22 protein-coding genes are annotated in these 22,495 nt (G+C 69.3%); 6 read left to right on the top strand and 16 right to left on the bottom strand.

What is annotated here, in order from left to right; all coding sequences use genetic code 11:
• Positions 1 to 79 precede the first annotated feature (79 nt).
• From rplI to rpsF, 4 genes are all read right to left on the bottom strand, one after another.
• The gene (rplI, locus tag AB7I40_RS08435; RefSeq protein ID WP_428345518.1) at positions 80 to 526 is read right to left on the bottom strand and encodes a 50S ribosomal protein L9; all 447 of its coding nucleotides are present in this window, start codon (positions 524 to 526) and stop codon (positions 80 to 82) included.
• 12 nt (positions 527 to 538) lie between these two features.
• The gene (gene rpsR, locus AB7I40_RS08430) at positions 539 to 775 is read right to left on the bottom strand and encodes a small ribosomal subunit protein bS18 (RefSeq protein WP_428345517.1); all 237 of its coding nucleotides are present in this window, start codon (positions 773 to 775) and stop codon (positions 539 to 541) included.
• A 63-nt stretch (positions 776 to 838) separates the two neighbouring features.
• Positions 839 to 1,393: a single-stranded DNA-binding protein gene (locus tag AB7I40_RS08425; protein WP_428345516.1), complete on the bottom strand. Its 555-nt coding sequence runs from the start codon at positions 1,391 to 1,393 to the stop codon at positions 839 to 841.
• A gap of 88 nt (positions 1,394 to 1,481) precedes the next feature.
• Positions 1,482 to 1,769, bottom strand: a complete 288-nt coding sequence (gene rpsF, locus AB7I40_RS08420) for a 30S ribosomal protein S6 (protein WP_428345515.1) — start codon at positions 1,767 to 1,769, stop codon at positions 1,482 to 1,484.
• 200 nt (positions 1,770 to 1,969) lie between these two features.
• Here rpsF and AB7I40_RS08415 point away from each other — a divergent pair, with 200 nt between their 5' ends.
• Positions 1,970 to 2,686, top strand: a complete 717-nt coding sequence (locus AB7I40_RS08415) for an aspartate/glutamate racemase family protein (RefSeq protein WP_428345514.1) — start codon at positions 1,970 to 1,972, stop codon at positions 2,684 to 2,686.
• A 10-nt stretch (positions 2,687 to 2,696) separates the two neighbouring features.
• A complete protein-coding gene (locus tag AB7I40_RS08410) occupies positions 2,697 to 3,488 on the top strand; it encodes a deoxyribonuclease IV (protein WP_428345513.1) in 792 nt (263 codons plus the stop codon).
• Between the two features lie 3 nt (positions 3,489 to 3,491).
• Here AB7I40_RS08410 and AB7I40_RS08405 read toward each other — a convergent pair whose 3' ends face one another.
• From AB7I40_RS08405 to AB7I40_RS08385, 5 genes are all read right to left on the bottom strand, one after another.
• Complete coding sequence (locus tag AB7I40_RS08405; protein ID WP_428345512.1) at positions 3,492 to 3,809, bottom strand: hypothetical protein; 318 nt, start codon at positions 3,807 to 3,809, stop codon at positions 3,492 to 3,494.
• Positions 3,810 to 3,905: 96 nt separating this feature from the next.
• Entirely contained in the window at positions 3,906 to 6,356 is a 2,451-nt protein-coding gene (locus AB7I40_RS08400) for a CHAT domain-containing protein (RefSeq protein ID WP_428345511.1), read from the bottom strand.
• A gap of 7 nt (positions 6,357 to 6,363) precedes the next feature.
• Positions 6,364 to 7,929, bottom strand: coding sequence for a S8 family peptidase (locus tag AB7I40_RS08395; RefSeq protein ID WP_428345510.1), 1,566 nt, complete (start codon positions 7,927 to 7,929; stop codon positions 6,364 to 6,366).
• Positions 7,930 to 7,967: 38 nt separating this feature from the next.
• On the bottom strand, positions 7,968 to 8,450 hold the full coding sequence (locus AB7I40_RS08390) for a hypothetical protein (protein ID WP_428345509.1): 483 nt from the start codon (positions 8,448 to 8,450) through the stop codon (positions 7,968 to 7,970).
• Positions 8,447 to 9,040 carry an RNA polymerase sigma factor gene (locus AB7I40_RS08385; RefSeq protein ID WP_428345508.1) on the bottom strand — a complete coding sequence of 198 codons (594 nt, stop codon included), beginning with the start codon at positions 9,038 to 9,040 and terminating at the stop codon, positions 8,447 to 8,449. Before AB7I40_RS08385 ends, AB7I40_RS08390 begins: the two co-directional genes overlap by 4 nt.
• Positions 9,041 to 9,267: 227 nt before the next feature.
• Here AB7I40_RS08385 and AB7I40_RS08380 point away from each other — a divergent pair, with 227 nt between their 5' ends.
• Together AB7I40_RS08380 and AB7I40_RS08375 are read left to right on the top strand one after the other, a co-directional pair.
• Positions 9,268 to 10,491, top strand: a complete 1,224-nt coding sequence (locus AB7I40_RS08380) for a lipid II:glycine glycyltransferase FemX (protein WP_428345507.1) — start codon at positions 9,268 to 9,270, stop codon at positions 10,489 to 10,491.
• A complete protein-coding gene (locus tag AB7I40_RS08375; protein WP_428345506.1) occupies positions 10,491 to 11,564 on the top strand; it encodes an alanine racemase in 1,074 nt (357 codons plus the stop codon). Before AB7I40_RS08380 ends, AB7I40_RS08375 begins: the two co-directional genes overlap by 1 nt.
• Here AB7I40_RS08375 and AB7I40_RS08370 read toward each other — a convergent pair.
• The 5 genes from AB7I40_RS08370 to AB7I40_RS08350 form a co-directional block, all read right to left on the bottom strand.
• Complete coding sequence (locus AB7I40_RS08370) at positions 11,522 to 12,955, bottom strand: glycosyltransferase family 87 protein (protein ID WP_428345505.1); 1,434 nt, start codon at positions 12,953 to 12,955, stop codon at positions 11,522 to 11,524. The genes AB7I40_RS08375 and AB7I40_RS08370 overlap by 43 nt on opposite strands.
• Complete coding sequence (locus tag AB7I40_RS08365) at positions 12,952 to 15,240, bottom strand: transglycosylase domain-containing protein (RefSeq protein ID WP_428345504.1); 2,289 nt, start codon at positions 15,238 to 15,240, stop codon at positions 12,952 to 12,954. The genes AB7I40_RS08370 and AB7I40_RS08365 overlap by 4 nt, the downstream gene beginning before the upstream one ends.
• 101 nt (positions 15,241 to 15,341) lie before the next feature.
• Entirely contained in the window at positions 15,342 to 16,301 is a 960-nt protein-coding gene (locus tag AB7I40_RS08360) for a glycosyltransferase family 2 protein (RefSeq protein WP_428345503.1), read from the bottom strand.
• Positions 16,302 to 16,330: 29 nt separating this feature from the next.
• Complete coding sequence (locus AB7I40_RS08355) at positions 16,331 to 17,779, bottom strand: hypothetical protein (RefSeq protein WP_428345502.1); 1,449 nt, start codon at positions 17,777 to 17,779, stop codon at positions 16,331 to 16,333.
• Positions 17,776 to 18,324 carry a hypothetical protein gene (locus tag AB7I40_RS08350; RefSeq protein ID WP_428345501.1) on the bottom strand — a complete coding sequence of 183 codons (549 nt, stop codon included), beginning with the start codon at positions 18,322 to 18,324 and terminating at the stop codon, positions 17,776 to 17,778. Before AB7I40_RS08350 ends, AB7I40_RS08355 begins: the two co-directional genes overlap by 4 nt.
• A gap of 149 nt (positions 18,325 to 18,473) precedes the next feature.
• Here AB7I40_RS08350 and AB7I40_RS08345 point away from each other — a divergent pair, with 149 nt between their 5' ends.
• Together AB7I40_RS08345 and AB7I40_RS08340 are read left to right on the top strand one after the other, a co-directional pair.
• Positions 18,474 to 19,046 (top strand): PadR family transcriptional regulator, encoded by a 573-nt coding sequence (locus AB7I40_RS08345; protein ID WP_428345500.1) that lies wholly within the window; start codon positions 18,474 to 18,476, stop codon positions 19,044 to 19,046.
• A gap of 38 nt (positions 19,047 to 19,084) precedes the next feature.
• Positions 19,085 to 20,158: an inositol-3-phosphate synthase gene (locus tag AB7I40_RS08340; protein ID WP_428345499.1), complete on the top strand. Its 1,074-nt coding sequence runs from the start codon at positions 19,085 to 19,087 to the stop codon at positions 20,156 to 20,158.
• Positions 20,159 to 20,305: 147 nt separating this feature from the next.
• On the opposite strand, the gene AB7I40_RS08335 is transcribed toward AB7I40_RS08340, so the two are convergent.
• Entirely contained in the window at positions 20,306 to 20,995 is a 690-nt protein-coding gene (locus tag AB7I40_RS08335) for a DNA-binding response regulator (RefSeq protein WP_428345498.1), read from the bottom strand.
• Positions 20,996 to 21,018: 23 nt separating this feature from the next.
• Entirely contained in the window at positions 21,019 to 22,464 is a 1,446-nt protein-coding gene (locus AB7I40_RS08330; protein WP_428345497.1) for a CCA tRNA nucleotidyltransferase, read from the bottom strand.
• Positions 22,465 to 22,495 lie beyond the last annotated feature (31 nt).

Genomic DNA, 22,495 nt, shown 5'->3' with positions numbered 1-22,495 from the left:
CAGTGAAGCCTGCATTCCCAGAAAGACGACGAAAGGGCCACCCCAGCGGGGTGGCCCTTCGACGTGAACTGGTCGCAGGTCAGGCGGTGACGACGTTGAGGGCCACCGTGGCGGACACCTCGTCGTGGAGCTTGACCGACACCTGGTGAGCGCCGAGCGACTTGATCGGGTTGCCGACGACGATGGTGCGCTTGTCGACAGCTTCACCCGACGTAGCAGCCAGGGCGTCGGCGATCTCGGCGACCGTGACGGCACCGAACAACCGGCCACCAGCACCGGCACGCACCGAGACGTTGACCGGCGAGCCCTCGAGCTTCGCCTTCACCTCGGCGGCGTGGTCGTGGTCGCGCACGGCACGCGAGTTGCGCGCGGTCTTGATCGACTCGATCGTCTTCTCGCCACCACGGGTCCAGCGGATGCCGAAGCCACGGGGGATGAGGAAGTTGCGGCCGTAGCCGTCCTTGACCTCCACCACGTCGCCGGGGGCGCCGAGACCGGTCACTTCCTGAGTCAGGATGAGCTTCATGTCAACGCCTCCTTATCGACCGGTCGAGGTGTAGGGCAGCAGTGCGACCTCGCGGGAGTTCTTGACCGCGATCGCGACGTCCCGCTGGTGCTGGACGCAGTTGCCGGTGACCCGACGCGCGCGGATCTTGCCGCGGTCGGAGATGAACTTGCGGAGCAGCGTGGTGTCCTTGTAGTCGACACCGGTCGCCTTCTCCTTGCAGAACTGGCAAACCTTCTTCTTGGGCTTGCGAATCACTGCCTTGGCCATTGTGGTGCTCCCTTTCGATAGAGCCCGGCTTGCGCCGGAATGGTGAGGGTGTATTCGGTTGGATCAGAACGGGGGTTCGTCGGAACCCACGCCGGGTGCTCCCCACGGGTCGGGCTGACCGCCGCGGTTGCCGCCCTGCGGGGCGGACTGCGCGGGAGCAGCCGGAGCCGGGGTGGCCCACGGGTCAGCGCCACCGGCCGGAGCCGAAGGAGCGGACTGGCCGCCGCCGGAGTAGCCCCCACCGCCGCCGGAGCGGGTGGTGCGGGTGACCTTGGCGGTGGCGTACTTCAAGCTGGGGCCGACTTCCTCGACATCGAGTTCGTAGACCGTGCGCTTCTCACCCTCGCGGGTTTCGTAGCTGCGCTGCTTGAGACGTCCCTGGACGACGACGCGCATGCCCTTCTGCAGGGACTCGGCGACGTTCTCCGCGGCCTGACGCCAGATGGCGCAGGACAGGAAGAGACCTTCGCCGTCGACCCATTCGTTGGTGTTCTTGTCGAAGTTGCGCGGCGTCGATGCGATCCGGAAGTTGGCGACCGCAGCCCCGGAAGGGGTGAAGCGCAGCTCCGGGTCGTCGACGAGGTTGCCGACCACCGTGATGATGGTTTCGCCTGCCATGTCAGGGCTCCTTGCTGATGATCCGTGGGTGGTGTTGCTTCACATGGTGTACGGCTGGACCGACATGTGGAAATGGTTCTCCACAGCGTCAGTTGGCAGCGCGCAGCACCTTGGTCCGCAGCACGGACTCGTTGAGGGTGAGCTGGCGGTCGAATTCCTTGACCGTGGCCGGCTCGGCCTGCAGCGTGATGATGGCGTAGATGCCTTCGGCGTTCTTCTTGACCTCGTAGGCGAGGCGGCGGCGTCCCCAGACGTCGACGTTCTCCACGTTGCCGCCATCCTTGCGAATGACGTTGAGGTACTTGTCGAGGGACGGCTCGATGGTCCGCTCTTCAAGGCTGGGGTCGAGGATGACCATTACTTCATAAGCACGCATAGCAGTCTCCACCTCCTCTGGACTTGGGCGACCACGGTCTTTCCGTGGCAGGAGGGCTGTGCGTCACGCCGCACCTGAGCGGTGAGGCGGGTTTCCATCTCGACGGGCATCCCTCGGTTGGGAGCAGTCGAAGTGAAAGACAGCCAAGGCTAACAGCGGCGCGCGCCCAGCCGAAATCCCCTGGCCCCTAGGCTGGTGACATGCGACTGCTCGGCGTACTCGGCGGAATGAGTTGGACCAGCACGGAGACGTACTACCGCCTCTTGAACGAGGGCGTGGCCGCTCGCTTGGGGGGCCTGCACTCGGCCCGGCTGCTGGTGCACAGCGTGGAGTTCGAGGAGGTCGCGCGCCTCCAGCACGCCGGGGACTGGGCGGGCACCGAGGCGATCCTCGCCGACGCGGCGCGCGGACTGCGTGACGGCGGAGCAGAGGCACTCGTGCTGGCCACCAACACCATGCACAAGGTCGCCGACGGGATCGAGGCGGCTACCGGGCTCCCCCTGCTGCACATCGCGGACCCCACTGCCGCCGCGATCACGGCGGCCGGCCTCGATCGGGTGGGCCTGCTCGCGACGGCGTTCACGATGGAGCAGGACTTCTACATCGCTCGGCTCCGGGCCGCCGGCATCGAGTGCTTGGTCCCGGACGCCGCCGGGCGGGCAGAGGTGCATCGGATCATCTACGACGAGCTCTGCCACGACGTCGTGACCGAGACCTCACGGGAGGCCTACCGTCGCGTCATCGGTCAGCTGATCGACCGCGGTGCCCAAGCCATCGTCCTCGGCTGCACCGAGATCGACCTGCTCGTCTCGGCCCGGGACAGTGCCGTGCCCCTCTTCGACACCACCAGCCTGCACGTCGCGGCGTCCGTGGACTGGCTGCTGGCCGACCCCCCGGCTGTCGGTAGCGGTTCCTAGACTGGGGGGCATGACTCTCATCGGCGCCCACGTCGACCAGACCGACCCGATCGCCGAGGCCAAGGCCCGCGACACCACGGTGGTGCAGTTCTTCCTCGGAGATCCGCAGGACTACAAGGGCCCGGCTTTCGCCTACGCCGGCGGGGCCGAAGGGTTGAAGGCGGACGCCGAGGCGGCCGGCGTGGACCTCTACGTGCATGCCCCCTACATCGTGAACGTCGCCACGACCAACAACCGCATCCGGATCCCGAGTCGCAAGCTGCTGCAGCAGCACATCGACGGAGCTGCCGCGATCGGAGCCAAGGGCCTCATCGTGCACGGGGGTCACGTCAACAAGTCCGACGACCCTGCCGTGGGCTTCGACAACTGGCGCAAGGCGATCGAGGCCACCGACCTCAAGGTGCCGCTGCTGATCGAGAACACCGCTGGCGGCGACAACGCCATGGCCCGCTACCTCGACCGGATCGCCGGAGTCTGGGACGCCATCTCGGCCAGCAGCGACGCTGACAAGGTGGGCTTCTGTCTCGACACCTGCCACGCCCACGCCGGGGGCAACCCCCTGGAGACCGTGGTCGCCGACGTCCTGGCCATCACGGGTCGCATCGACCTGGTGCACTGCAACGACAGCCGCGACGAGTTCGACTCCGGGGCGGACCGGCACGCCAACTTCGGGGCCGGCAAGATCGATCCCGACCTGCTGGCCTCCGTGGTGCGCGATGCCGGTGCGCCGGTGATCTGCGAGACTCCCGGCGGTGCTGTCGAGCACGCAGCCGACTTCGCCTGGTTGCGCGAGCGGCTCTGAGGCTCAGCTCACCAGCACCGACAACTCACGCACCTCGCTGCGCTCGGGGCAGCGACGGTTGACCAGCGCCAGTCGCAACGGCTGGGCCTGTTGACCTGACGCCCCGAACGCGAGGAAGCCGAGCGATCGCCGGCGTGGGCCGACGGGAAGCACCGAGGGGCGGTCCGCGACGGTCTCGGTGAGCGGGAAGAGGCATCCCGGCTGCTCGACGACCTGCCAGTCGGCGTCGGTCTGGTTGTGGCTGAGCTGGACCTCCAGCCAGTCGCCGGCGTGCAGGCGGACGACGGAGCCGGACTCGGGTTCGCTGACGACATGGCGCATGTGAGAGAGGAGCGCACGGCGCCGGGGGTGATACGGGGGCCGATGTACATCTGCGACAGGTCGGCGCTGGGGTGGCGTACATCTGCGACAGGTCGGCTAGCCGAAGCAGACGAACGGGGCCGGAGGGCTCTCGCGACTCACCGCCGGTACGGCGGCCGCCAGGGCGGCGGCCGGCTCCAGACCGGCGGCCAGACCGGCGTGCATCGCGGTGAGTACGTCGTGGGCGGCCTGGTCGCTGACCGCCGCCGACGAGGCGATGACGCATCGCACTCCGGCGTGCAGCCAGGCTGCGGTCATCCCGATCAGCTCCTCGCCGTAGCGCACCGAGGAGCGGCCGACCTCACACGCTGAGAGCAGCACCACCTGCGGCACCTTCTCCAGCTGGTCGATGTCGTAGCCGAACCACGGCCCCCCGACCAACTCGACACCGGAGAACAGCGGGTTGTCGGCCGAGTGCCGCCCGTGCGCTGCCATGTGGAGGACGTCGACCCGGGCCGCCAGAGCCGCCACGGCGTCGGCTGTCGCCAGGTCCCCACGCAGTTCCACCGACCCGCGCCAACGCAGCGCCGCGTCGTGCACCTCCGCCTCGGCGCGCGCCACCCGGGGACCGGCCACGAAGCCGACCTTGACCAGCGACAACGGTGTACGCCGGGCCAACCAGGACGTCGCCGACTGCGCCACCGTCACCGGGCGACCCACGAAGCCGGGAAGCAGGGTCCACGGCACCCCGGCGAGTACGCCGCTCGGGGTCAACACCACCTGCCGGTCGCCGATCCGCTTGAGCAAGGGCGTGACGAGCAGTGCCGCCAGGTCCTCGAGTCGACCGGCGAGCTGCTCGCGCACCACGATCGCGAGCACCTCGGGGAGGTTCGAGGCGGCCACGTCCAGGTCGGGCAGGAGTCCGTCGAGCAGCTCATCGAGCTCGGCCCGGGGACCGAGGTCGTGCCGGGTCGCCGCCTCCGAGCCCACGACCAGGGCCGTGACCCGGTCCCGGGTGACCACCCACGCGACCAGCGCGGTGTCGTCGCCGAGGTGCGCTCGCACCCGGCTCAGCGGTGCCGGCTCGGCCACCTCCCCCGACCCGCGCAGCTGCCAGGCGCGCTCGCGCACCCGGGTCCGGATCTCCTGGGCACGCCGGGGGTGCGGGACCCGCGCACCGTCCTCCGGGGTGGCGAGCCGGCGCAGCTCGGCCAGGTCCGAGGCCATCTGCTCATCGCTCGGCGCTCGGACCGGCTGCACCCGGCTGGCCAGCATGCGGGCCCGTTCGGACCACTCGTAGAGCACCGACGCGCGCCCGGAGGCGACTGCGAGCTCGAGGCCGCGCCGGGCCAGGGAGGTGCCGTGACCGACCACCATCGTCTGCAGGTCGAGCGAGCCGAAGGAGCTCTGCCAGGCGTGCAGCTCGGCAAGGCCGCAGCGCACCTGCGCGAGGGCCGCCGATCTCCTGCCCTGGACGACGGCAAGCTCCGCGCGGACGTCGCGGGCCAGCAGCCGCAGCGACAGCGGAGCCGCCGTCAGCAGGCGCACGGTGCGGATGCGTTCGCGGGCCTCCTCGACGCCACCGCGGCGCAGCATGACCCGGGCGGTGTGCAGCTTGACCGAGGCCGCACCCCAGTAGAGGCCGTGGCCGTCGAGCTCGGAGGCCAGGGCGTCGCCGCGCACCAGGAGTGACTCACCGTGACGCCCCAGCTCCACCTCGGCAGCCAGGGCCGCACTGTCGGCGCGGATCCGCCAGGCATCGGTGCCGGTGCGCACGAAGCGTCGCCGCGCCTCGCGCGCTGCCACCAGGGCGGCGCCGGGGTGACTGTGCTGCAGGGTCCGGGCCAGGGTCAGCTCCGCTTCACCGCGTCGCTGGTGCGAGCGCCGCAGGCCGAACACGCGAGCGGCGTCGCGCAGCGCGGCCTGCCCCTCGCGCACCAGTCCCGCAGCGATGAGGACCTCCGCGCGGTCCTGGTCCACGGTCGCCTTCATCAGCGGGGACATCGCCGAGAGCACCGGGCTCGCCCGGTCGAGCATGTCCAGCGCCGAGACCAGGTCCCCCTTGAGCATGAAGGCGTAGCCGAGGTTGTGCAGTGCCAGGGACTCCTCCTCGGCGTCCCCCGCCTCACGCGCGTGCTGCGCTGCCTGCTCGAAGTCCTGGATCGCGCGGCCGGCATCGCTGAACTGGAGGAAGACACCACCGCGATTGATGTGCGCCTTGGCAAGTTGCAAAGGGTCCTGCAGCGAGCGGATCGCATCTCCGAAGGCTCGCAGCGACTCGGTGGTCTTGCCGTTGCGCAACAGCAGCAGAGCGTGCTGGCACTGCACGATCCCATGGGTCTCCGGATCCAGGCCGTCGATCTCGAGCGCCCGCCGGCACAGCCGGAACGCCTCGTGGGCATCACCGGTCTCGTAGGCGTGGAAGGCCAGGCTGGCCTCGATCCGGGCCCGGACCTGGGGTGTCTCGGCCACCGCACGGGCCGCCAGGAGCAGTCGCCGCGCCGCGTCGAAACGACGTGCCGTCAGGGCCACTACCCCGCGACGATGGAGCTCCTCAGCCGACTGCACCCACTCATCATGGCCGCTTGATGCCCGTCTCCGCAGTCACAACCTTCCACGCGCGGTCCACCGTCGCCCTGAGGTTCGGCTTGGCGCCCTCCGCGGGCAACCTCCCCAGCGCCGCCGCCAGGCGGCCCGCGAGCAGCGGAGCGGCGAACGACGTACCGCTCCAGACCGCGAAGCCCCCACGGAAGTCGTCCGGATCGATGGTCTCGCGCCACCGGCCGAAGACCTTCGTCCGGGCGAACGGCATCCCGGCGGCGTTGTACGGCGGCATGGTGCTCAGCAGGGCAGCCCCGGGGGCGTAGGTGCGCACCCAGGGACCCGCGTTGCTGAACATCGCGTCCGACTCGTCACTGGGGTTGCGGGCACCCACCGAGACCAGCGGCACCCGGTCATGATGACGCTTGACCGGCCCCTTGTTGTCGGCCCACGGCGCGAAGGCCGCCGGGTACGACGGGCGCGACGTCGAGTCGTTGCCGGCCGAGCACACCACGATCGTGCCCAGCCTGCCGAACTCCTCCATGATCGACTGGATGATCGGATCGAGGAGCGCGTCGGCCGGGGACTCGTGGTAGTAGCCCATCGAGAGGCTGAGGACGTCGATCGCCCGCCCGCCCGGGTCACCGGCCTCGTGGCGGCGCACCAGCTCGAGGATCTGGGCCAGCGCGATGATCCAGTCGCGCTCGACCAGCGAGCCGAAGGACGGCACGATCCGCCACGAGAGGATGTCGGCGTCGGGGCAACCCTGGTGCACCAGGCCGGCGATGAACGTGCCGTGCCCCGCGTAGGGATCCAGCATGCCGTCGAGGATGCCGTCGAGGTCGCCGTGGAACTCCGGGTCGGTGGCGGGGTCGTCGTAGCCGATCGGCAACCCGTCCAGCGTGACCTTGGTGTCGACGGCGCCCTTCAGCCAGGGGTGGTTGAAGAAGCAGCCGGTGTCGAGGATGGCCACGACCGGACGCCGACCCGCCACCTTGGCGCTGCGTGCCGGGGCCGGGCCGACATAGGCGACCGGCTGGCGTCCCCCCCAACCGGGCAGCCCGTAGGTGCTGGCCGCGGCCGAGCCCGCGGGGTGCGGCGACTCGACCGGGTGGGGTGACTCGACCGGGTGGGGTGACTCGACCGGGTCCGGGCCGACCCGGCGGGCCAGCACGACGTGGTCGAGGCTCACGCCCCTGAGAGCCTGCGCGCCGAACTTGCTGCGCGCCTGCTCCAGCACCGCCCACGCGTTCGGGGCCACGTAGACGTCGTGCTTGCTGATCACCAGCCGCACGGTGCGCACGCCGAACGGCAGGCTGGCCAGGCGCTCGTCCATGGCCTCCAGCTCAGCCTTCCAACCGAACCCGTCTGCGACGTCCTGCAGCATCCGCAGCTTGTCGTCCACGTCGACACGGTTCGAGATCAGCAGTCGCGCGCCGACGTACACCGTGGGCCGGAGGTCGGCAGGCTCGGTGCGCAGCGCCGTACTGGGATCGAGGACTCGACCCGTCCCGTCGGCCAGGACCACCGGGGACGGCAACCGAGGCTCCCGATCCAGCGGCTTGCGATTCACCGGCGGGCGCTTGGGCTTGGGGGGCATGCAGTGTCCTCTGGTTGTCGGGTCGGACTGGTGGGGGATCAGAGTTCGAAGGCCGGGGTGCCGAACGGCTTGGCCCCCGCCTCGTGGGGAGTCAGCCAGAGCCGGAAGAGACCGGAGGGCAGGTTGCGGAACTCGAAGCGGCCCCGCGCATCGATGTCGGTCTCCCACTCCCCGTCGTCGGTGACCAGGGACGCCTTGATCGTCATCTCGGCCGCGGGAGCCAGCCAGCCGTCGAGGCGTCCACCGTCACCCGGCTCCTCCTCACCTGCGGCCCGGACCAGCAGCGCCATGTCACCGTGCGCGAACTGCAGCGTGTACGCCGTGCCGGTGCCGCGGGCGCCCTCGAGCTCGTAGGAGCGCTCGATGAGGACCAGCAGCTCGTAGTCGAGGTCGAAATCACCCGACACCTCGGAGGCGAGCACGGCCTGCATCCGCGCAACAAGGTCATCAGGCACAGGGTCCCGTTCGGTCCACACCGTGCGGACAACGCTCAACAGCGCCTCGCGGTTCATCTCGGTCATGACAGACCTCCTGTCTGCATCAGCGCCACGCGCAACTTGGCCAGGCACCGACCCCGGGTGGGGCCGATGCTCCCGACGGGCATCCCGAGATCGGTTGCCAACTGGGCATAATCGGGTCTGTTCTCGAACGCAACGATGCGCAGCAGACGCTGACAACGCTCCGGCAGTGTCTCGACCGCTTCCCACATGAGCCGGTTCTGGTCGAGCTCGACCGCGGACAGCTCGGCCGAGCGCTGCTGCGGGAGCCGGACAGCCAGCTCCTCGTCCTCCACCGCGACGGCCTTCGTGCTCGCCTTGCCGACCCGCCACGCCTCCCGGCGCGCGGTGGTCGTCAGCCAACCGCCGATCGCCGCCGGTTCCACGATCGCGTCGCGGCGCCGGACCAGCGCCAGCCAGGTCGTCTGGATGACGTCCTCGGCGGTGTCCTCCGACAGCCGGTAGGCCCGCACGACATGCCACAGCACCGGTGTCATGAGAGCGACGAGGTCGTCGAGTGCCGACGTGTCACCGCTGACCCAGTGCTCGAAACTCCGCGCGCACTGGCCCCACAGATCGTCGGCCTGGTCAGACCGCGAGTCGCTCACCGTCATCGGTTGCATTCTCACACTGCGCAAGAGCAACGGATCGGGCTCCTGATACCGGTCTAGACAATTTCCTTCCGGACGTATCAGGCGCGAGGAGCGCCACTCTTCACCGGCACAACTGAATGGGACTTCTCTTCCCAATCCCACGAAGGGGATTCGAGCCGCGCGGGGGGCAGCTCGAATCCCCTTTCCCATGCCCGCACGCCCCGGATGCCCCCTGTAGCCTCGGGGCCGTGACTTCCCCTGCCCGAACCGAGCGTCTGACCGTCCGGCCGATCACCGCGGAGGAGCACCTCGACTTCATCCGGGCGCAACCCTCCGCGAGCTTCCTGCAGACCCCTGCGTGGGGGCAGGTGAAGTCCGAGTGGCGACGCGAGTCGCTGGGCTGGTGGGCCGGGTCGGGCTCCGGCCCCGACACCCTGGTGGGGGTCGCGCTGGTGCTCTACCGCCAGTTGCCCCGCCTCAAGCGCTACCTCGCCTACCTGCCCGAGGGGCCGGTCATCGACTGGGAGACCGAGGACCTCGACGCCTGGTTGAAGCCGATGCTGCGCCACCTGAAGAAGGCCGGTGCGTTCGGGGTCCGGATGGGCCCGCCCGTCATCACGGCTCGTTGGTCCGCCGCCCAGGTCAAGGAGGGCATCGCCTCCGACGACGTACGCCGGCTCGGCGACCTGCCGCCGACCGAGCGCAGCCGGTCCGGGGCCGGCGTCGTCTCGCAGCTCAACGAGCTCGGCTGGCGCCTGCAGGCGGTCGAAGGCGGCTTCGCCGCCGGTCAGCCCCAGTTCAACTTCCAGATCCCCCTGGCCGGCAAGTCCGAGGACGACGTCCTCAAGGGCATGAACCAGCTCTGGCGCCGCAACATCAAGAAGGCGGCCAAGGAGGGGGTCGAGGTGGTCTCGACAGGCTCGACCACCGAGGGCGGCTCGACCACCGAGGGCGGCTCGACCACCGAGGGCGGCTCGAGCACCGGGATCGGCTCGAGCACCGAGCTGAAGCTGTTCCACGACCTCTACGTCCACACCGCCGAGCGTGACCACTTCACGCCGCGGCCGCTGGCCTACTTCGCCACGATGTTCGCCGCGCTCGAGGCGGAGGAACCCGACCGGATCCGGCTCTACCTGGCCCGCCACGAGGGCCAGCTGGTCGCGGCCACGATCGCCATCCGGGTCGGCACGCACGCGTGGTACTCCTATGGCGCCTCCTCCACCGAGAAGCGCGAGGTCCGCGGCTCCAACGCCATCCAGTGGGCGATGATCCGCGACGCCCTCGCCGCTGGCGCGGAGGTCTACGACCTGCGCGGCATCACCGACACCCTCGATGCGGACGACAGTCACGTCGGGCTCATCCAGTTCAAGGTGGGCACCGGTGGCGAGGCCGTGGAGTACGCCGGAGAGTGGGACCTGCCGATCAACCGAGCGCTCTACAAGGCCTTCGAGCTCTACATGAGCAGGCGCTGATGTCGCTGACCCTCAATGTCGACGGCCCCCGCTGGCGTGCCCACCTGCGCGCGACCGTGGCGGCCAGCCCCGGCATCGTCCCGGTGATCAAGGGCAACGGCTACGGCTTCGGCAAGAGCCGGCTGGCCACCGAGATGGCGGCGCTCGAGCTCGACACGATCGCGGTCGGCACCTACGACGAGATCCAGCTCGCCATGGACTTCCCCGGCGACCTCGTCGTCCTCACGCCCTGGCGCCCGTTCGGGTCGGCGATCGACCTCGTCCTGAACGACCAGGCCCCGCACGACCGGCTGATCCACACCGTCAGCCGGCTGCAGGACCTCGAGGACCTGCTGACCCGCCAGCCCACCGCCCGCTTCGTCATCGAGCGTGCCACCAGCATGTTGCGTCACGGGATGACCGCCCGGGAGCTGCGCGAGGCCGACGGGATCCTGCGTGGCCTCGAGACACCCGAGCACCCCGCTCGCCTGGAGGGCGTGAGCTTCCACCTCCCGCTCGCCGGCTCCAACCTGTCCCAGGCCCGACGCCTGATGACCGACGTGGTCGCCTCGGGGCTGCCCACCCACACGATCTGGGTCAGCCACCTGACGCGCACCGACCTCACCGCCCTCCGCACGGCGTACGCCGACTTCACCATCCGGCCGCGGATCGGCACCGACCTGTGGCTCGGCGACCGGTCCGCGCTTCGGGTGACCGCCACCGTGCTGGACCGCCACCACGTCGAGCGCGGCGACACGTTCGGCTATCGCGGCCGCACGGCTCCCAAGGCCGGGACCATCCTCGTGGTCAGCGGCGGCACCTCCCACGGCATCGGACTCGAGGCACCGTCGGGCGACCTCTCGATGAAGGCCCGGGCCGCGACGCTGGCCCGCGGCGGTCTGGATGCGGTCGGGTTCGTGCGCTCGCCGTACTCGGTGTTCGGCAAGCAGCGGCTGTTCGCGGAGCCCCCGCACATGCAGGCCTCCATGCTGTTCCTCCCGCAGGGCGCACTGGTGCCCAGCGTCGGTGACGAGATCGAGGTGCGGGTGCGCTACACCGCCACGGACTTCGACCGCGTGCTGGTCTCGGAGTAGTCCTCCGGCTCGTCGCGGTCCACCGGGTCGTGCCAGGGCCGAAGCATGTCGCGCACCACCACCGCGACCAGGTAGAGCTGGGCCGCGATCCGCAGCACGATGGCGATCCAGTAGACCGGTGCGCCTCCGTCGGCGGTCGAGGAGTCGAGCTCGCCGCCCAGATACCACCACACGCTGGCGAAGTAGAAGACCTCCCCGGCCTGCCAGATCAGCAGGTCACGCCAGCGCGGCCGGGCCAGGACCGCCAGCGGCAGCAGCCAGAGCACGTACTGCGGCGAGTAGACCTTGTTGACCAGCAGGAACCCCGCCACGATCACGAAGCCGAGCTGGGCGAAGCGCGGGGTCACGGGTGCGCGCAGGCCGACCAGGAGCACTCCCAGGCACCACACGCTGAAGAACAGCCAGGACGCCACGTTGATGGTGTGGGCACTGAACGCGTGGTCGGGCGCCGGGAGCTGGGAGAGCACCAGCCAGATCGAGCCGAGGTCGGCGGTCCGCTCGGAGTTGAAGTGCCAGAACACCTTCCACTGCTCAGGGCCGGTGACATAGGCAGGCGCGTTGACCAGGATCCAGCTGAGCGCAGCCGCGACCGTCACCCGCACGAGGTCGGTGAGCCGACGCTGCCGTAGGCAGATCACCAGCAGTCCGCCCAGCAGGAAGAGGGGGTAGAGCTTGGTGGCCACCCCCAGCCCGATCAGCACCCCGGTCAGCACCGGCCGCCCGCGTGCCCAGGCCCACAGCGCACCGGCCACCAGCACGACCGCGAGCAGGTCCCAGTTCACCAGGCCCGTCAGCAGCAGCGCCGGCGAGGCGGCGAAGCCCAGCGCGTCCCATGGCCGTCGCGGGTTCACCTGCGCGAGCAGGTACGTCGACACGATGGCCATGAGGGCGAACAGGATCGCCGAGAGACTCACGAAGGTCCGGATCTCGGTGACGACCTCAGGGTCGTTCCACAGCTCACCGACCGGTTGCTGGGCGCGCGCCGACAGCTCCGGCGACCCGGTGGCCAGGTGGGTGAGCACAGCCGTGGCATAGGCGACGTAGGAGATCCCGACCGGATACTCCATCGTCTCGTAACGCGCCCGCGTCTCGGCGTCGTCGGTGTAGGGCCAGGTCAGCTCGGCGAACCCGCGGCCGGTGTAGAGGTAGGGCAGGTCGGAGTAGCACATCTGGGTGTAGCGCTGGTCACCGTTCTGCCAGGTCGAATTGAAGCAGCCGGCCTTCTGCACCATGCCGAGAGCACAGCAGACGGCGGCGACCACCAGCAGCACCCGCACCGGGGTCCACCACGGGTGACCCCGGCTGTGGTCGCCGGCCGGACCGCCGATCACCTCGCTGGCAGAGCGCAGGACGGGATCGTCCTGCGTCGCGCGGGTCACCGGCTCGGTCACCGCGGTGCTGCTCCTGCGGGTTTGCTCGCCCCTACCGACGGCGTGGGGGTGCCCGACGGGGTTGGCGTCGGGGTGTCGGACGGTGTGGGAGTCGGGGTCGGCGTCGGGGTCGGCGTCGGCGTCTGAGTCGGCGTCTTCGAGGGCTCCTGGCTGGGGGTGTTGCTCGGCGTACGGTTCGGCTGCCGGGTCTTGGTCGGCGGCGGCACGTACGGCGCGTGACCCTCCTGGGGCGCCTCACCGTCGACGTTGGCCGCGTCCGGCAGGTCCTCGACGGGCTCACCCTCGAGGGCCCTGGTCATCACGGCGGTCCAGGTGCGGGCCGGGTAGTTCGCGCCGAAGTAGCCGGCCTGCCCGTTGTAGGAGGGCAGCCAGTCGTCGTCGAGCTGGTCGTCACCGTCACCGCGCACGAACATCACCGCGGTCGACAGCTGGGGCGTGTAGCCCACGAACCAGGACGAGGAGACCTGGTCCTCGCCGTTGGTCGCGGTGCCCGTCTTGCCGGCGGCCGGCCGGCCGAGCGCCTGTGCGGCCGCGCCGGTGCCGTTCTCCACCACCTGCTGGGCGGCGAACGACACGTCGTGGCTGATGTCCTCGTCGAGGACACGCTTGGTGCTGACCTTGTGGTTGTAGAGGGTCTCGCCGTTGCGGTCCACGACCTTGTCGATCACGTAGACGTCGGCACGTTCGCCGCCGTTGGCGATGGTGGCGTAGGCGTTGGCCAGGTTGACCGGGCTGACCCGGGCCTTGCCGAGCGAGACCAGGATGTCGTCGGGCGAGAAGTCCGTGGTGGTGGCCGGGATGCCGGGGTACTTCGCGTTGGCCTCCGCCGGGGGCAGACCCATCGAGCGGGCCATGTCGTAGATCTTCTGTGGGCCGTCGTCCATCCCGACGGTCATGTCGACGAAGGCGGTGTTGATGGAGTCCTCCATCGCCTTGACCATGCTGACGTTGGAGCCGTAGTCGGTGCCCAGCCCGTCGAAGCCGGAGCCCTCGTTGCGGACCGTGAGGCCGTCGGGGAACTCGTAGGGCGAGTTGCCGTCGAAGGTGTCCTTGAGGGAGTAGCCCTCCTTGATGGAGGCCGCGAGGGTGAAGGCCTTCATCGTGGAGCCGGCCATGCCGCGCTCGGTCGCCCAGTTGAGCTGCGACTCCAGGAAGTCCTGCCCCCCGTAGAAGCCGCGCAGCGCCCCGGTCCCGGGCTCGATGCTGGCGATCCCGACGTGCAGCTTCTTGTCCTTCTTCTTGCTCAGGTCCGGGCGCACCTCGTCGGCGCCGGCCTGGGCGGCGTCCATGTCCTTCTTCTTCAGCGTGGTGGTGATCTCGAGCCCACCGCCGGTGATCTGGTCCTCCGAGAACAAGGGCTCACCGTTGCCGTCCTTGAGCTTGAGCAGCTCGGACTTGACCAGGGTCAGGGCGTGCCCGCGCTGCCCGCCGTATGTGTCCTGGGCCTTGATCTTCGGGAACTTCGGCAGGGACCGCTCCGCCTTGGCCGCCTGGTCGGCGGTGATCTTGCCGTCCTCCTCCATGCGACCCAGCACGTAGGCGTAGCGCTCCTTCAGCTGCTCGCGAGCCGCATCCCCGTTGGCCGGGTCCATCCCGGTCGGGTTGTTGACCACGCTGGTCAGGACCGCGCACTGCTTGAGGTTGAGATTCTTGGCGTCCACGTCGAAGAACGCCTGGGAGGCGGCCTGGATGCCGTAGGCGCCGCGCCCGAAGTAGATCGTGTTGAGGTAGCCCTCGAGGATCTCCTGCTTGCTCAGGGTGTTGCGGATCTTCAACGACAAGAACGCCTCCTTCACCTTGCGGGTGAGGCTGCGCTCCTGGGTGAGGTAGAGGATCTTGACGTACTGCTGGGTGATCGTGGAGGCGCCCTGGGTGGCGTTGCCCTTGGCGTTGCTGAACGCTGCGCGCACGATCCCCTTGGGATCGATGCCCTTGTCGGTCCAGAAGGTGCGGTTCTCGGCCGCGACCACGCCCTCCTTGATGCAGTCGGGCATCTCGTCGTAGGAGATGCTGTCGCGTCGCTGCACGGCGAGCTGACCGAGCTCGGTCTTGCCGTCGCTGTAGTAGATGTGCGAGGTCTCGGTCAGGAAGTCGGCGTTCGGGTCGGGGATCGTGGTGCGCTGGTAGACCACGAAGCCGGTGATGGCCAGGGCCAATGCACCGACCAGTCCGACGATGACCAGCCACTTGACGACCTTGAGCACGCGAGAACGCCCCGAGGACTTCTTCTTCTTCGGGGTCGGTCCGCTCGCTGCGGAGCCTGCGGCTCTGCGCTTTCCACTCACGTGCTGGTCTCCGGGTGCTGTTCGACGGCGACTGAGGGGTCCTGAGTCGCTACGAGGGTACGGGGTTGCCCGAGCGCCCTCCCAATCCCCTCAGCCGGCTCTCAGCCCCGGGCGGTCAGCGCCAGCGAGTAGAGCGGGCGATCCTGCGCCTCGACGTAGACACGCCCCAGATAGCTGCCGATCACTCCCATCATGATCAGCTGCAGGCCGCCCATCAGGAACATGCCGACGCCCAGGAACGCCCAACCTGGCACCGCGTCCTGGGGTCGGAACAGGCGTACGCCGAGCGCATAGAGGCCCAGGAGCACGCTGAGCAGCGAGATCACGAACCCCAGGCGCGAGATCAGCTTGAGGGGAACGGTGGAGAAGCCGAGGATGCCCGCGGCGGCGAAATTGACCATCGAGCGCCACGGGTAGCCGGACGTGCCGGCGTGGCGTTCGTCCCGATCGAAGAGCAGGGCCTCCTGGCGGAAACCGACGTGGGCCACGATGCCGCGCAGGAAGCGGTCCCGCTCGCGGTAGCGCACCACCTCGGCGACCACGCGGGCATCCATCAACCGGAAGTCGCCGACGTTGCGAGGGATCTCGACCGACGCGAGCCGTTCGAGGACCCAGTAGAAACCGAAGGCCGTCGCCCGTTTGAGGGCGGTGTCGCGGCGACTGCGACGTTGGCCGTAGACCACGTCGGCCCCGCCCTCCCAGACCTCGATCATCTCGATGCTCACCAGAGGCGGGTCCTGCAGGTCGGTGTCCATCACGATGACCGCGTCGGCGTCGGCAGCGAGGTCGAGGCCGCAGGTCACCGCGATCTGGTGCCCGAAGTTGCGTGAGAGGCTCAGCACGGTGACCCGGCGATCGTCCGCGCGCAGCGCCAGCAGGTTGGCCAAGGACTCGTCGCGGCTGCCGTCGTCGACGTAGATGAACTCCCAGTCGAGGTCGCAGCGTTTGTCGCACGCGCGCAGCAGCTCGGCATGGAACGCCTCGATACCGGCTGCCTCGTTGAACACCGGCAAGACATAGGTCACCTTGCGGCGCCGGTCCTCGGGTGGGTCGGTGGTCATGACGAGTCCTTTTCGAGAGTGTCGTCTGGTCATCGTGCGTAGCCGAGCACGATCACGGTGACGGCCAGAGCCGTCAGGCTCAGGACGACCTGGGTGGCGCTCAGCCAGCGGGCACCGAGGCCGACACGGGTCAGCACCACGGGCGGCGAGGCCCGCTGCTGGTGCACGAGCGTGACGACCAGTGCGAGAGCCAGCCCTCCCAGAGGAGCGGCGGTGGTCCAGTAGCGCGAGCCGCCCACATGGACGAAGGGCTGGACGAAGAGGGCCAGGAGACCCAGCTTGATCAGCACGCTGAGCAGTTGCTGCTCGTAACGGGCCCGGACCAGCACCAGCAGGCCCAGCACCCAACCGAGCGCCACCAGCACGTAGGGCACGACGGAGGTGTAGGTGATCACCTTCCCCCAGCCGTCGGAGGGAGGCTTGTCGGACAGGATCGACACGAACCCGGTGGGGTTGAGGAAGTAGCGGCGCGCATCGCCTCGCACATCGCGCACATAGCTGCGCCGCGTCACGTCTGCGCGCGCGTGCGCCGACATCTGCTGTTGCACCTCGAGCTCGCTGTGCCCGGTCGCCCGAGCCACCTCTCGCGCATAGCGCAACGGGGTGAACCAGATCGTGCTGCCGGGATCACACGGTCCGAAGCACAGCTCGTTGGGATCACCGAACGTGTTGGCCATCACGGTCGGCACCGACGTGGTGGTGACCACCCGGCCGCCGAGCGTGTGGGAGGCGAAGAGCGACCACGGCAGCAGCAGTCCCACGAAGACCGCACCGGCGACCGCGACAGCGGCCGATGCCCGCACGCGCTCGCGGGTGGAGAGGGATCGGACCGCCGAGACCGTGGCGGCCAGGACCCCGGCTCCCAGCATCGCGACGACCAGGAGTGCCGCACTCGAGCGCAGGTAGACCACAGCGATCGCGATGAGCCCCAGGGCCGCCCCCTGGCCCAGGCTGGGAGCCACACCGGCGCGCACGGTGCGCACCAGGACGACTGTCCGGGTCAGCAGGAGGACCACCAGCAATCCGCCCGCGAGGTCTCCCCACGCCGCCATCGAGAACATCACCCACATGGGGATCAGGCCCGGGACGACCAGCAGCGCCGCGGCGTACCGAGCGCCGAGGGCGCGCCGGACCTCGAGGACGACCCACAGCAGGAGGCCGGTGCTCACCAGCGCGAGGTAGCCCCGGATCACCGCCGCAGAGGCGTCCGGGACGACCACGAAGAGCGGGGTCATCAGCACCGAGGAACCGGGCATGAACCAACCACTGCCGACCACGTTGCGCTGCAGTTCCGCGGTGTCCACCGGGCCGAGGGCCGCCAGGTCGCGGACCAGGTTGGACAGGGCTCGCGCGCCATCGGCGTAGGCGGCCTCGTCACCGTGCAGCGGCGTCCCGGCCATGGTCGCGAACAGCACCAGCGTGAGGAGCACGTGAGCGGCGAAGAGCCAGATCAGCACGGTGCGCGCGGACGGCCTCACGCGTGATCACCCGTGCTGGGACCGAAGCGTTTGGTGGAGAACGGGTCGGCACAGACCGGACTGTCGGACTGCACCGGGGTGCTCGGGAGGTTCAGGACGATGGTGCCGCGCACGATCGAGTCCTCGGGCACGCCCGGCAGGGGCGTGAGGCTCGCCAGGATGGCGCCGGAGGTCGGGCTGTGGAAGGCGAGCATCCCAGGGCGCGGTCCCGGGTGCGGCGTGAAGCCGCCGGCCGTGAAGGCGCGGCGCAGTCCGGCGAGCGCCGTGGCCTCGTCGACGACGTCGTACTGCAGCACCAGGCGACGGCGGAGGTGGTCCTCACCACCGAGGTCGGAGTCCCGGCGGACCTGGTGCGGGAAGTCCAGTCGTACGCCGGGCGGCAGCGGCCAGCACCCGTTGGTCAACGCGTCAGGTGGCAGGGCCGGTCGGTAGTGGCCGGTCGGCTCGGCCCGGCCGAAACTGCCGCTGAACAGCACCACGACCAGCAGGAGCCCGGCTCCGACGAGCCAGCCCCACCGCGAACGCGCGTGCCGTTGAGTCAACATTGCCCCCGCAAATGTTTCCGACCCCGAAGTCGGTCAACGCCCACCGAGGGCGCCTCGCTTGCGAGACTACCCCCGCTTCTTGGCGCCTCCGAATCACCCGGCTCCCGGGGGCGATTCGCACTTGTTGGATATATCGCTACGATAGGTCTATGGCAAGACGCGGTGACACCATCGAGCTCGCGGTCCTCGGGCTGCTGCACGAGTCGCCCATGCACGGCTACGAGCTGCGAAAGCGGCTCAACCTCATGCTCGGATGGGGTCGCCTGCTCTCCTACGGGTCGCTCTACCCCGCCCTGAAGAAGATGCTGCGCGCCTCGTGGATCGAGGAGCAGGTCTCCCTGGCCGCCCCCGGTCGGCGTCAGCGGATCACCTACCAGGTGACCGAGCAGGGCACCGAGGAGTTCACCAGGCTGATGTCGGAGGTCGGCCCGACCGCCTGGGAGGACGACAACTTCGACATCCGCTTCGCGTTCTTCTCACGCACCGACATGGAGATCCGGCTCCGGGTCCTCGAGGGACGTCGGATGCGGCTCCAGGAGCGTCTCGAGCGGGTGCAGAGCCAGCTGTCGATGACCCAGCGCGAGGTCGACCGCTATGCCGGCGAGCTCCAGCGCCACGGTGTGGAGTCGGTGGAACGCGAGGTCCGCTGGCTCTCCGACCTGATCAATGCAGAACGAAGCAACCCGGGCGACAGCCCGGGTGTGACCCCCACCCAGTTGTGACCAGCGCACACGACCAATCCGATGGAAAGAGGAACCCGATGGGCTCGGTACGAGTAGCAATCGTGGGAGTGGGCAACTGCGCCACTTCCCTGATCCAGGGCGTCGAGTACTACAAGAACGCCGATCCCGAGGCACAGGTTCCCGGCCTGATGCACGTCATGTTCGGCGACTACCACGTCCGCGACGTGGAGTTCGTGGCCGCGTTCGACGTCGACGCCAAGAAGGTCGGCTTCGACATCGCCGAGGCCACGCAGGCCTCGGAGAACAACACCATCAAGATCGCCGACGTCCCCCCGACCGGCATCAACGTGCTGCGCGGCCCGACCCTGGACGGTCTGGGCAAGTACTACCGCGAGACCATCGAGGAGTCCGACGCCGAGGCCGTCGACGTGGTCCAGGCACTCAAGGACGCCAAGGCCGACGTCCTGGTCTCCTACCTGCCGGTGGGCTCCGACGACGCCGACAAGTTCTACGCCCAGTGCGCGATCGACGCGAAGGTCGCCTTCGTCAACGCGCTGCCCGTCTTCATCGCCTCCGACCCCGAGTGGGCCAAGAAGTTCGAGGACGCCGGTGTCCCGATCGTCGGTGACGACATCAAGTCGCAGATCGGCGCCACCATCACGCACCGCGTGATGGCCAAGTTGTTCGAGGACCGTGGCGTGCAGCTCGACCGCACCTACCAGCTCAACGTCGGCGGCAACATGGACTTCAAGAACATGCTCGAGCGCGACCGGCTCGAGTCGAAGAAGATCTCCAAGACGCAGGCCGTCACCTCCAACATCGAGCACGACCTCGGCGCCCGCAACGTGCACATCGGCCCGTCGGACTACGTGCAGTGGCTCGACGACCGCAAGTGGGCCTACGTCCGCCTCGAGGCCCGCGCCTTCGGTGACGTGCCGCTCAACCTGGAGTACAAGCTCGAGGTCTGGGACTCCCCCAACTCGGCCGGCATCATCATCGACGCCATTCGCGCCGCCAAGATCGCCCTGGACCGCGGCCTGGGCGGACCGATCATCTCCGCCTCGTCCTACCTGATGAAGTCGCCGCCGGTGCAGCTGCCCGACGACGAGGGCCGTGCGCGCGTGGAGGCCTTCATCCGCGGCGAGGAGTGACCTGACCACAGCGATCGAGCCTGACCTCGGTGGTCGAGCCTGATCTCGGTGGTCGAGCTTGTCGAGACCACGGCGGTGGCCAGCCCTGCGGGGCGGCCGCCGCCGTTGGCCATTTCAGGCGGGCATCAGGCCGACATCACGCCGGCATCAGGCGGTGGACTCGGTCCCGGGCTCGCCGCCGTACCTCACGGAGTCAGGGAGAAACCCGTGGTGGACCGCCCAGAGAACTGCCTGCGATCTGGTGGTCACCCCCATCTTCCGGTACGCAGAGCGAATGTAGGACTTCACGGAGTTGATGCTCAGGTAGGCCCGGCTGGCGATCTCCTTGTTGCTCAGGCCGAGGGTGATCAGGGCCACGACCTCGGACTCCCGCACGGTCAGGCCGTCGCTCTGGCCGGGCCACAGGCCCCCGTTCCAGTCGTCGGTGGCGGTCTCGGCCGCCTCGTGCAGCTCGCTGACCACCACTTCGCCGTCGTGGATCCGCTCGAGGGTCTCGACGAGCTCGGTGCCGGAGAGGCTCTTGGACAGGTAGCCGCTGGCACCCTTCTTGATCGCCATCTCGATCAGCTCGGGCTGCAGGTTCCAGGTGAACACCACGACCCTGCCGGCGCCGTCTCCGGCGATGACCCGCTCGATGTCGTCGGCGTCGACCTGTGGTTGGGCGAAGGTGTCATAGAGGGTGAGGTCGACGTCGGAGGTGACCGGGACTCCCGCGACCATCTCGACCATCCGGACCCGGTCGGGGTACGGCGCCAACAGGTGCGCCAGGCCGAGGACCACCAACTCGTAGTCGTTGGCCAGCGCCACCGCGATGGGCCTCGTCCGGGAAATCGACATGCTGGGAGCGTAAGCCCTCGCGCTCAGCCGTGCGAGTCCCGCCAGGCAAGCAGGGCCGCGGTGGCGTCCTGTGGTGTCATCGGGCCGTTGTCCATGCGCAGCTCCAACAGGAACCGGTAGGCCGCCCCGACCGTGGGGCCCGGCGGGATCTGCAGGATCTCCATGATCTGCGCACCGTCGAGGTCGGGGCGGATCGAGGCCAGCTCCTCCTCCTCGGAGAGCTGGGCGATCCTGGCCTCCAGCTCGTCGTACGTGCGCCGCAGCCGGTCGGCCTTGCGCTGGTTGCGGGTCGTGCAGTCGGCCCTGGTGAGCATGTGCAGACGCTCGAGCTGGTCGCCGGCGTCGCGGACGTAACGGCGGACGGCGGAGTCGGTCCACTCGCCGGACCCGTAGCCGTGGAAGCGCAGGTGCAGCTCGACCAGTCGAGCGACCGCGTCGATCTGGTCGTTGGAGAAGCGCAGGGCCTTCATCCTCTTGCGGGTCAGTTTGGCCCCGACCACGTCGTGGTGGTGGAAGGTGACCGAGCCGTCGTCGAGGAACCGCCGGGTGCGGGGCTTGCCGACGTCGTGCATGAGGGCCGCGAAGCGGGACACGAAGTCCGCTCCGCCACCGAGGCGGTCCTCCTGCTCGATGGACTGCTCCAGGACCGTGAGGGTGTGGTCGTAGACGTCCTTGTGTCGGTGGTGCTCGTCGCGCTCGAGGGCCAGGGCGGGCAGCTCGGGCAGGACGATCTCGGCCAGGCCGGTCTCGACCAGCAGGGACAGGCCGCGGCGCGGGTAGGGCGCGCAGATCAGCTTGACCAGCTCGTCGCGGACCCGCTCGGCGGAGATGATCGAGATCCGGTCGGCCATCTCGGTCATGGCCTCTACGACGCCGGGGTCCACGGTGAAGCCCAGCTGGGCCACGAACCGGGCCGCGCGCATCATGCGCAGGGGGTCGTCGGAGAACGACTGGTGCGGCGTCCCGGGGGTGCGCAGCACCCGCTGGGCCAGGTCGAGCACCCCGCCGAACGGATCGATGAACCCACGGTCCGGCAGCGACACGGCCATGGCGTTCACGGTGAAGTCCCGGCGGCCCAGGTCACCCTCGATGGTGTCGCCGAACGCGACCTCCGGTTTGCGCGAGGTCGGGTCGTAGCTGTCCGAGCGGTACGTCGTGATCTCGACCTGCCACTCGCCCTTGCGGCACCCGATGGTCCCGAAGGACCGCCCGATGTCCCACACGGCGTCCGCCCAGCCCTTGACCAGCCGTTCGGTCACCTCGGGTCGCGCGGACGTGGCGAAGTCGAGGTCGACCTGCTGGCGCCCGAGCATGGCGTCGCGGACCGGCCCGCCCACGAGCGCAAGACGGTGCCCCGCCGCGGTGAAGCGCGCTGCGAGCTCGTCGGTGACCGGAGCGATCCGGTCGAGCTCAGCCGCGACGCGCTGTTCCACCTCGGAGATCAGCAGGGGCGGCAAGGGGTCGGACACGGGAGCAAACTGTAGTGGCTCCGGGCCCCGA

The sequence above is a fragment of the Nocardioides sp. genome, assembly GCF_050246775.1.
In the GTDB taxonomy this organism is placed as follows: domain Bacteria; phylum Actinomycetota; class Actinomycetes; order Propionibacteriales; family Nocardioidaceae; genus Nocardioides.
The sequence above is the reverse complement of the archived record's forward strand: the minus strand, read 5'-3'. Positions and strand labels throughout refer to the sequence as shown.

What these genes read in the sequence shown, in the direction of transcription:
- rplI (WP_428345518.1), bottom strand. Translation starts at nt 526, where the DNA reads ATGAAGCTCATCCTGACTCAGGAAGTGACCGGTCTCGGCGCCCCCGGC.
- rpsR (WP_428345517.1), bottom strand. Translation starts at nt 775, where the DNA reads ATGGCCAAGGCAGTGATTCGCAAGCCCAAGAAGAAGGTTTGCCAGTTC.
- AB7I40_RS08425 (WP_428345516.1), bottom strand. Translation starts at nt 1,393, where the DNA reads ATGGCAGGCGAAACCATCATCACGGTGGTCGGCAACCTCGTCGACGAC.
- rpsF (WP_428345515.1), bottom strand. Translation starts at nt 1,769, where the DNA reads ATGCGTGCTTATGAAGTAATGGTCATCCTCGACCCCAGCCTTGAAGAG.
- AB7I40_RS08415 (WP_428345514.1), top strand. Translation starts at nt 1,970, where the DNA reads ATGCGACTGCTCGGCGTACTCGGCGGAATGAGTTGGACCAGCACGGAG.
- AB7I40_RS08410 (WP_428345513.1), top strand. Translation starts at nt 2,697, where the DNA reads ATGACTCTCATCGGCGCCCACGTCGACCAGACCGACCCGATCGCCGAG.
- AB7I40_RS08405 (WP_428345512.1), bottom strand. Translation starts at nt 3,809, where the DNA reads ATGCGCCATGTCGTCAGCGAACCCGAGTCCGGCTCCGTCGTCCGCCTG.
- AB7I40_RS08395 (WP_428345510.1), bottom strand. Translation starts at nt 7,929, where the DNA reads ATGCCCCCCAAGCCCAAGCGCCCGCCGGTGAATCGCAAGCCGCTGGAT.
- AB7I40_RS08390 (WP_428345509.1), bottom strand. Translation starts at nt 8,450, where the DNA reads ATGACCGAGATGAACCGCGAGGCGCTGTTGAGCGTTGTCCGCACGGTG.
- AB7I40_RS08385 (WP_428345508.1), bottom strand. Translation starts at nt 9,040, where the DNA reads ATGACGGTGAGCGACTCGCGGTCTGACCAGGCCGACGATCTGTGGGGC.
- AB7I40_RS08375 (WP_428345506.1), top strand. Translation starts at nt 10,491, where the DNA reads ATGTCGCTGACCCTCAATGTCGACGGCCCCCGCTGGCGTGCCCACCTG.
- AB7I40_RS08360 (WP_428345503.1), bottom strand. Translation starts at nt 16,301, where the DNA reads ATGACCACCGACCCACCCGAGGACCGGCGCCGCAAGGTGACCTATGTC.
- AB7I40_RS08350 (WP_428345501.1), bottom strand. Translation starts at nt 18,324, where the DNA reads ATGTTGACTCAACGGCACGCGCGTTCGCGGTGGGGCTGGCTCGTCGGA.
- AB7I40_RS08345 (WP_428345500.1), top strand. Translation starts at nt 18,474, where the DNA reads ATGGCAAGACGCGGTGACACCATCGAGCTCGCGGTCCTCGGGCTGCTG.
- AB7I40_RS08340 (WP_428345499.1), top strand. Translation starts at nt 19,085, where the DNA reads ATGGGCTCGGTACGAGTAGCAATCGTGGGAGTGGGCAACTGCGCCACT.
- AB7I40_RS08335 (WP_428345498.1), bottom strand. Translation starts at nt 20,995, where the DNA reads ATGTCGATTTCCCGGACGAGGCCCATCGCGGTGGCGCTGGCCAACGAC.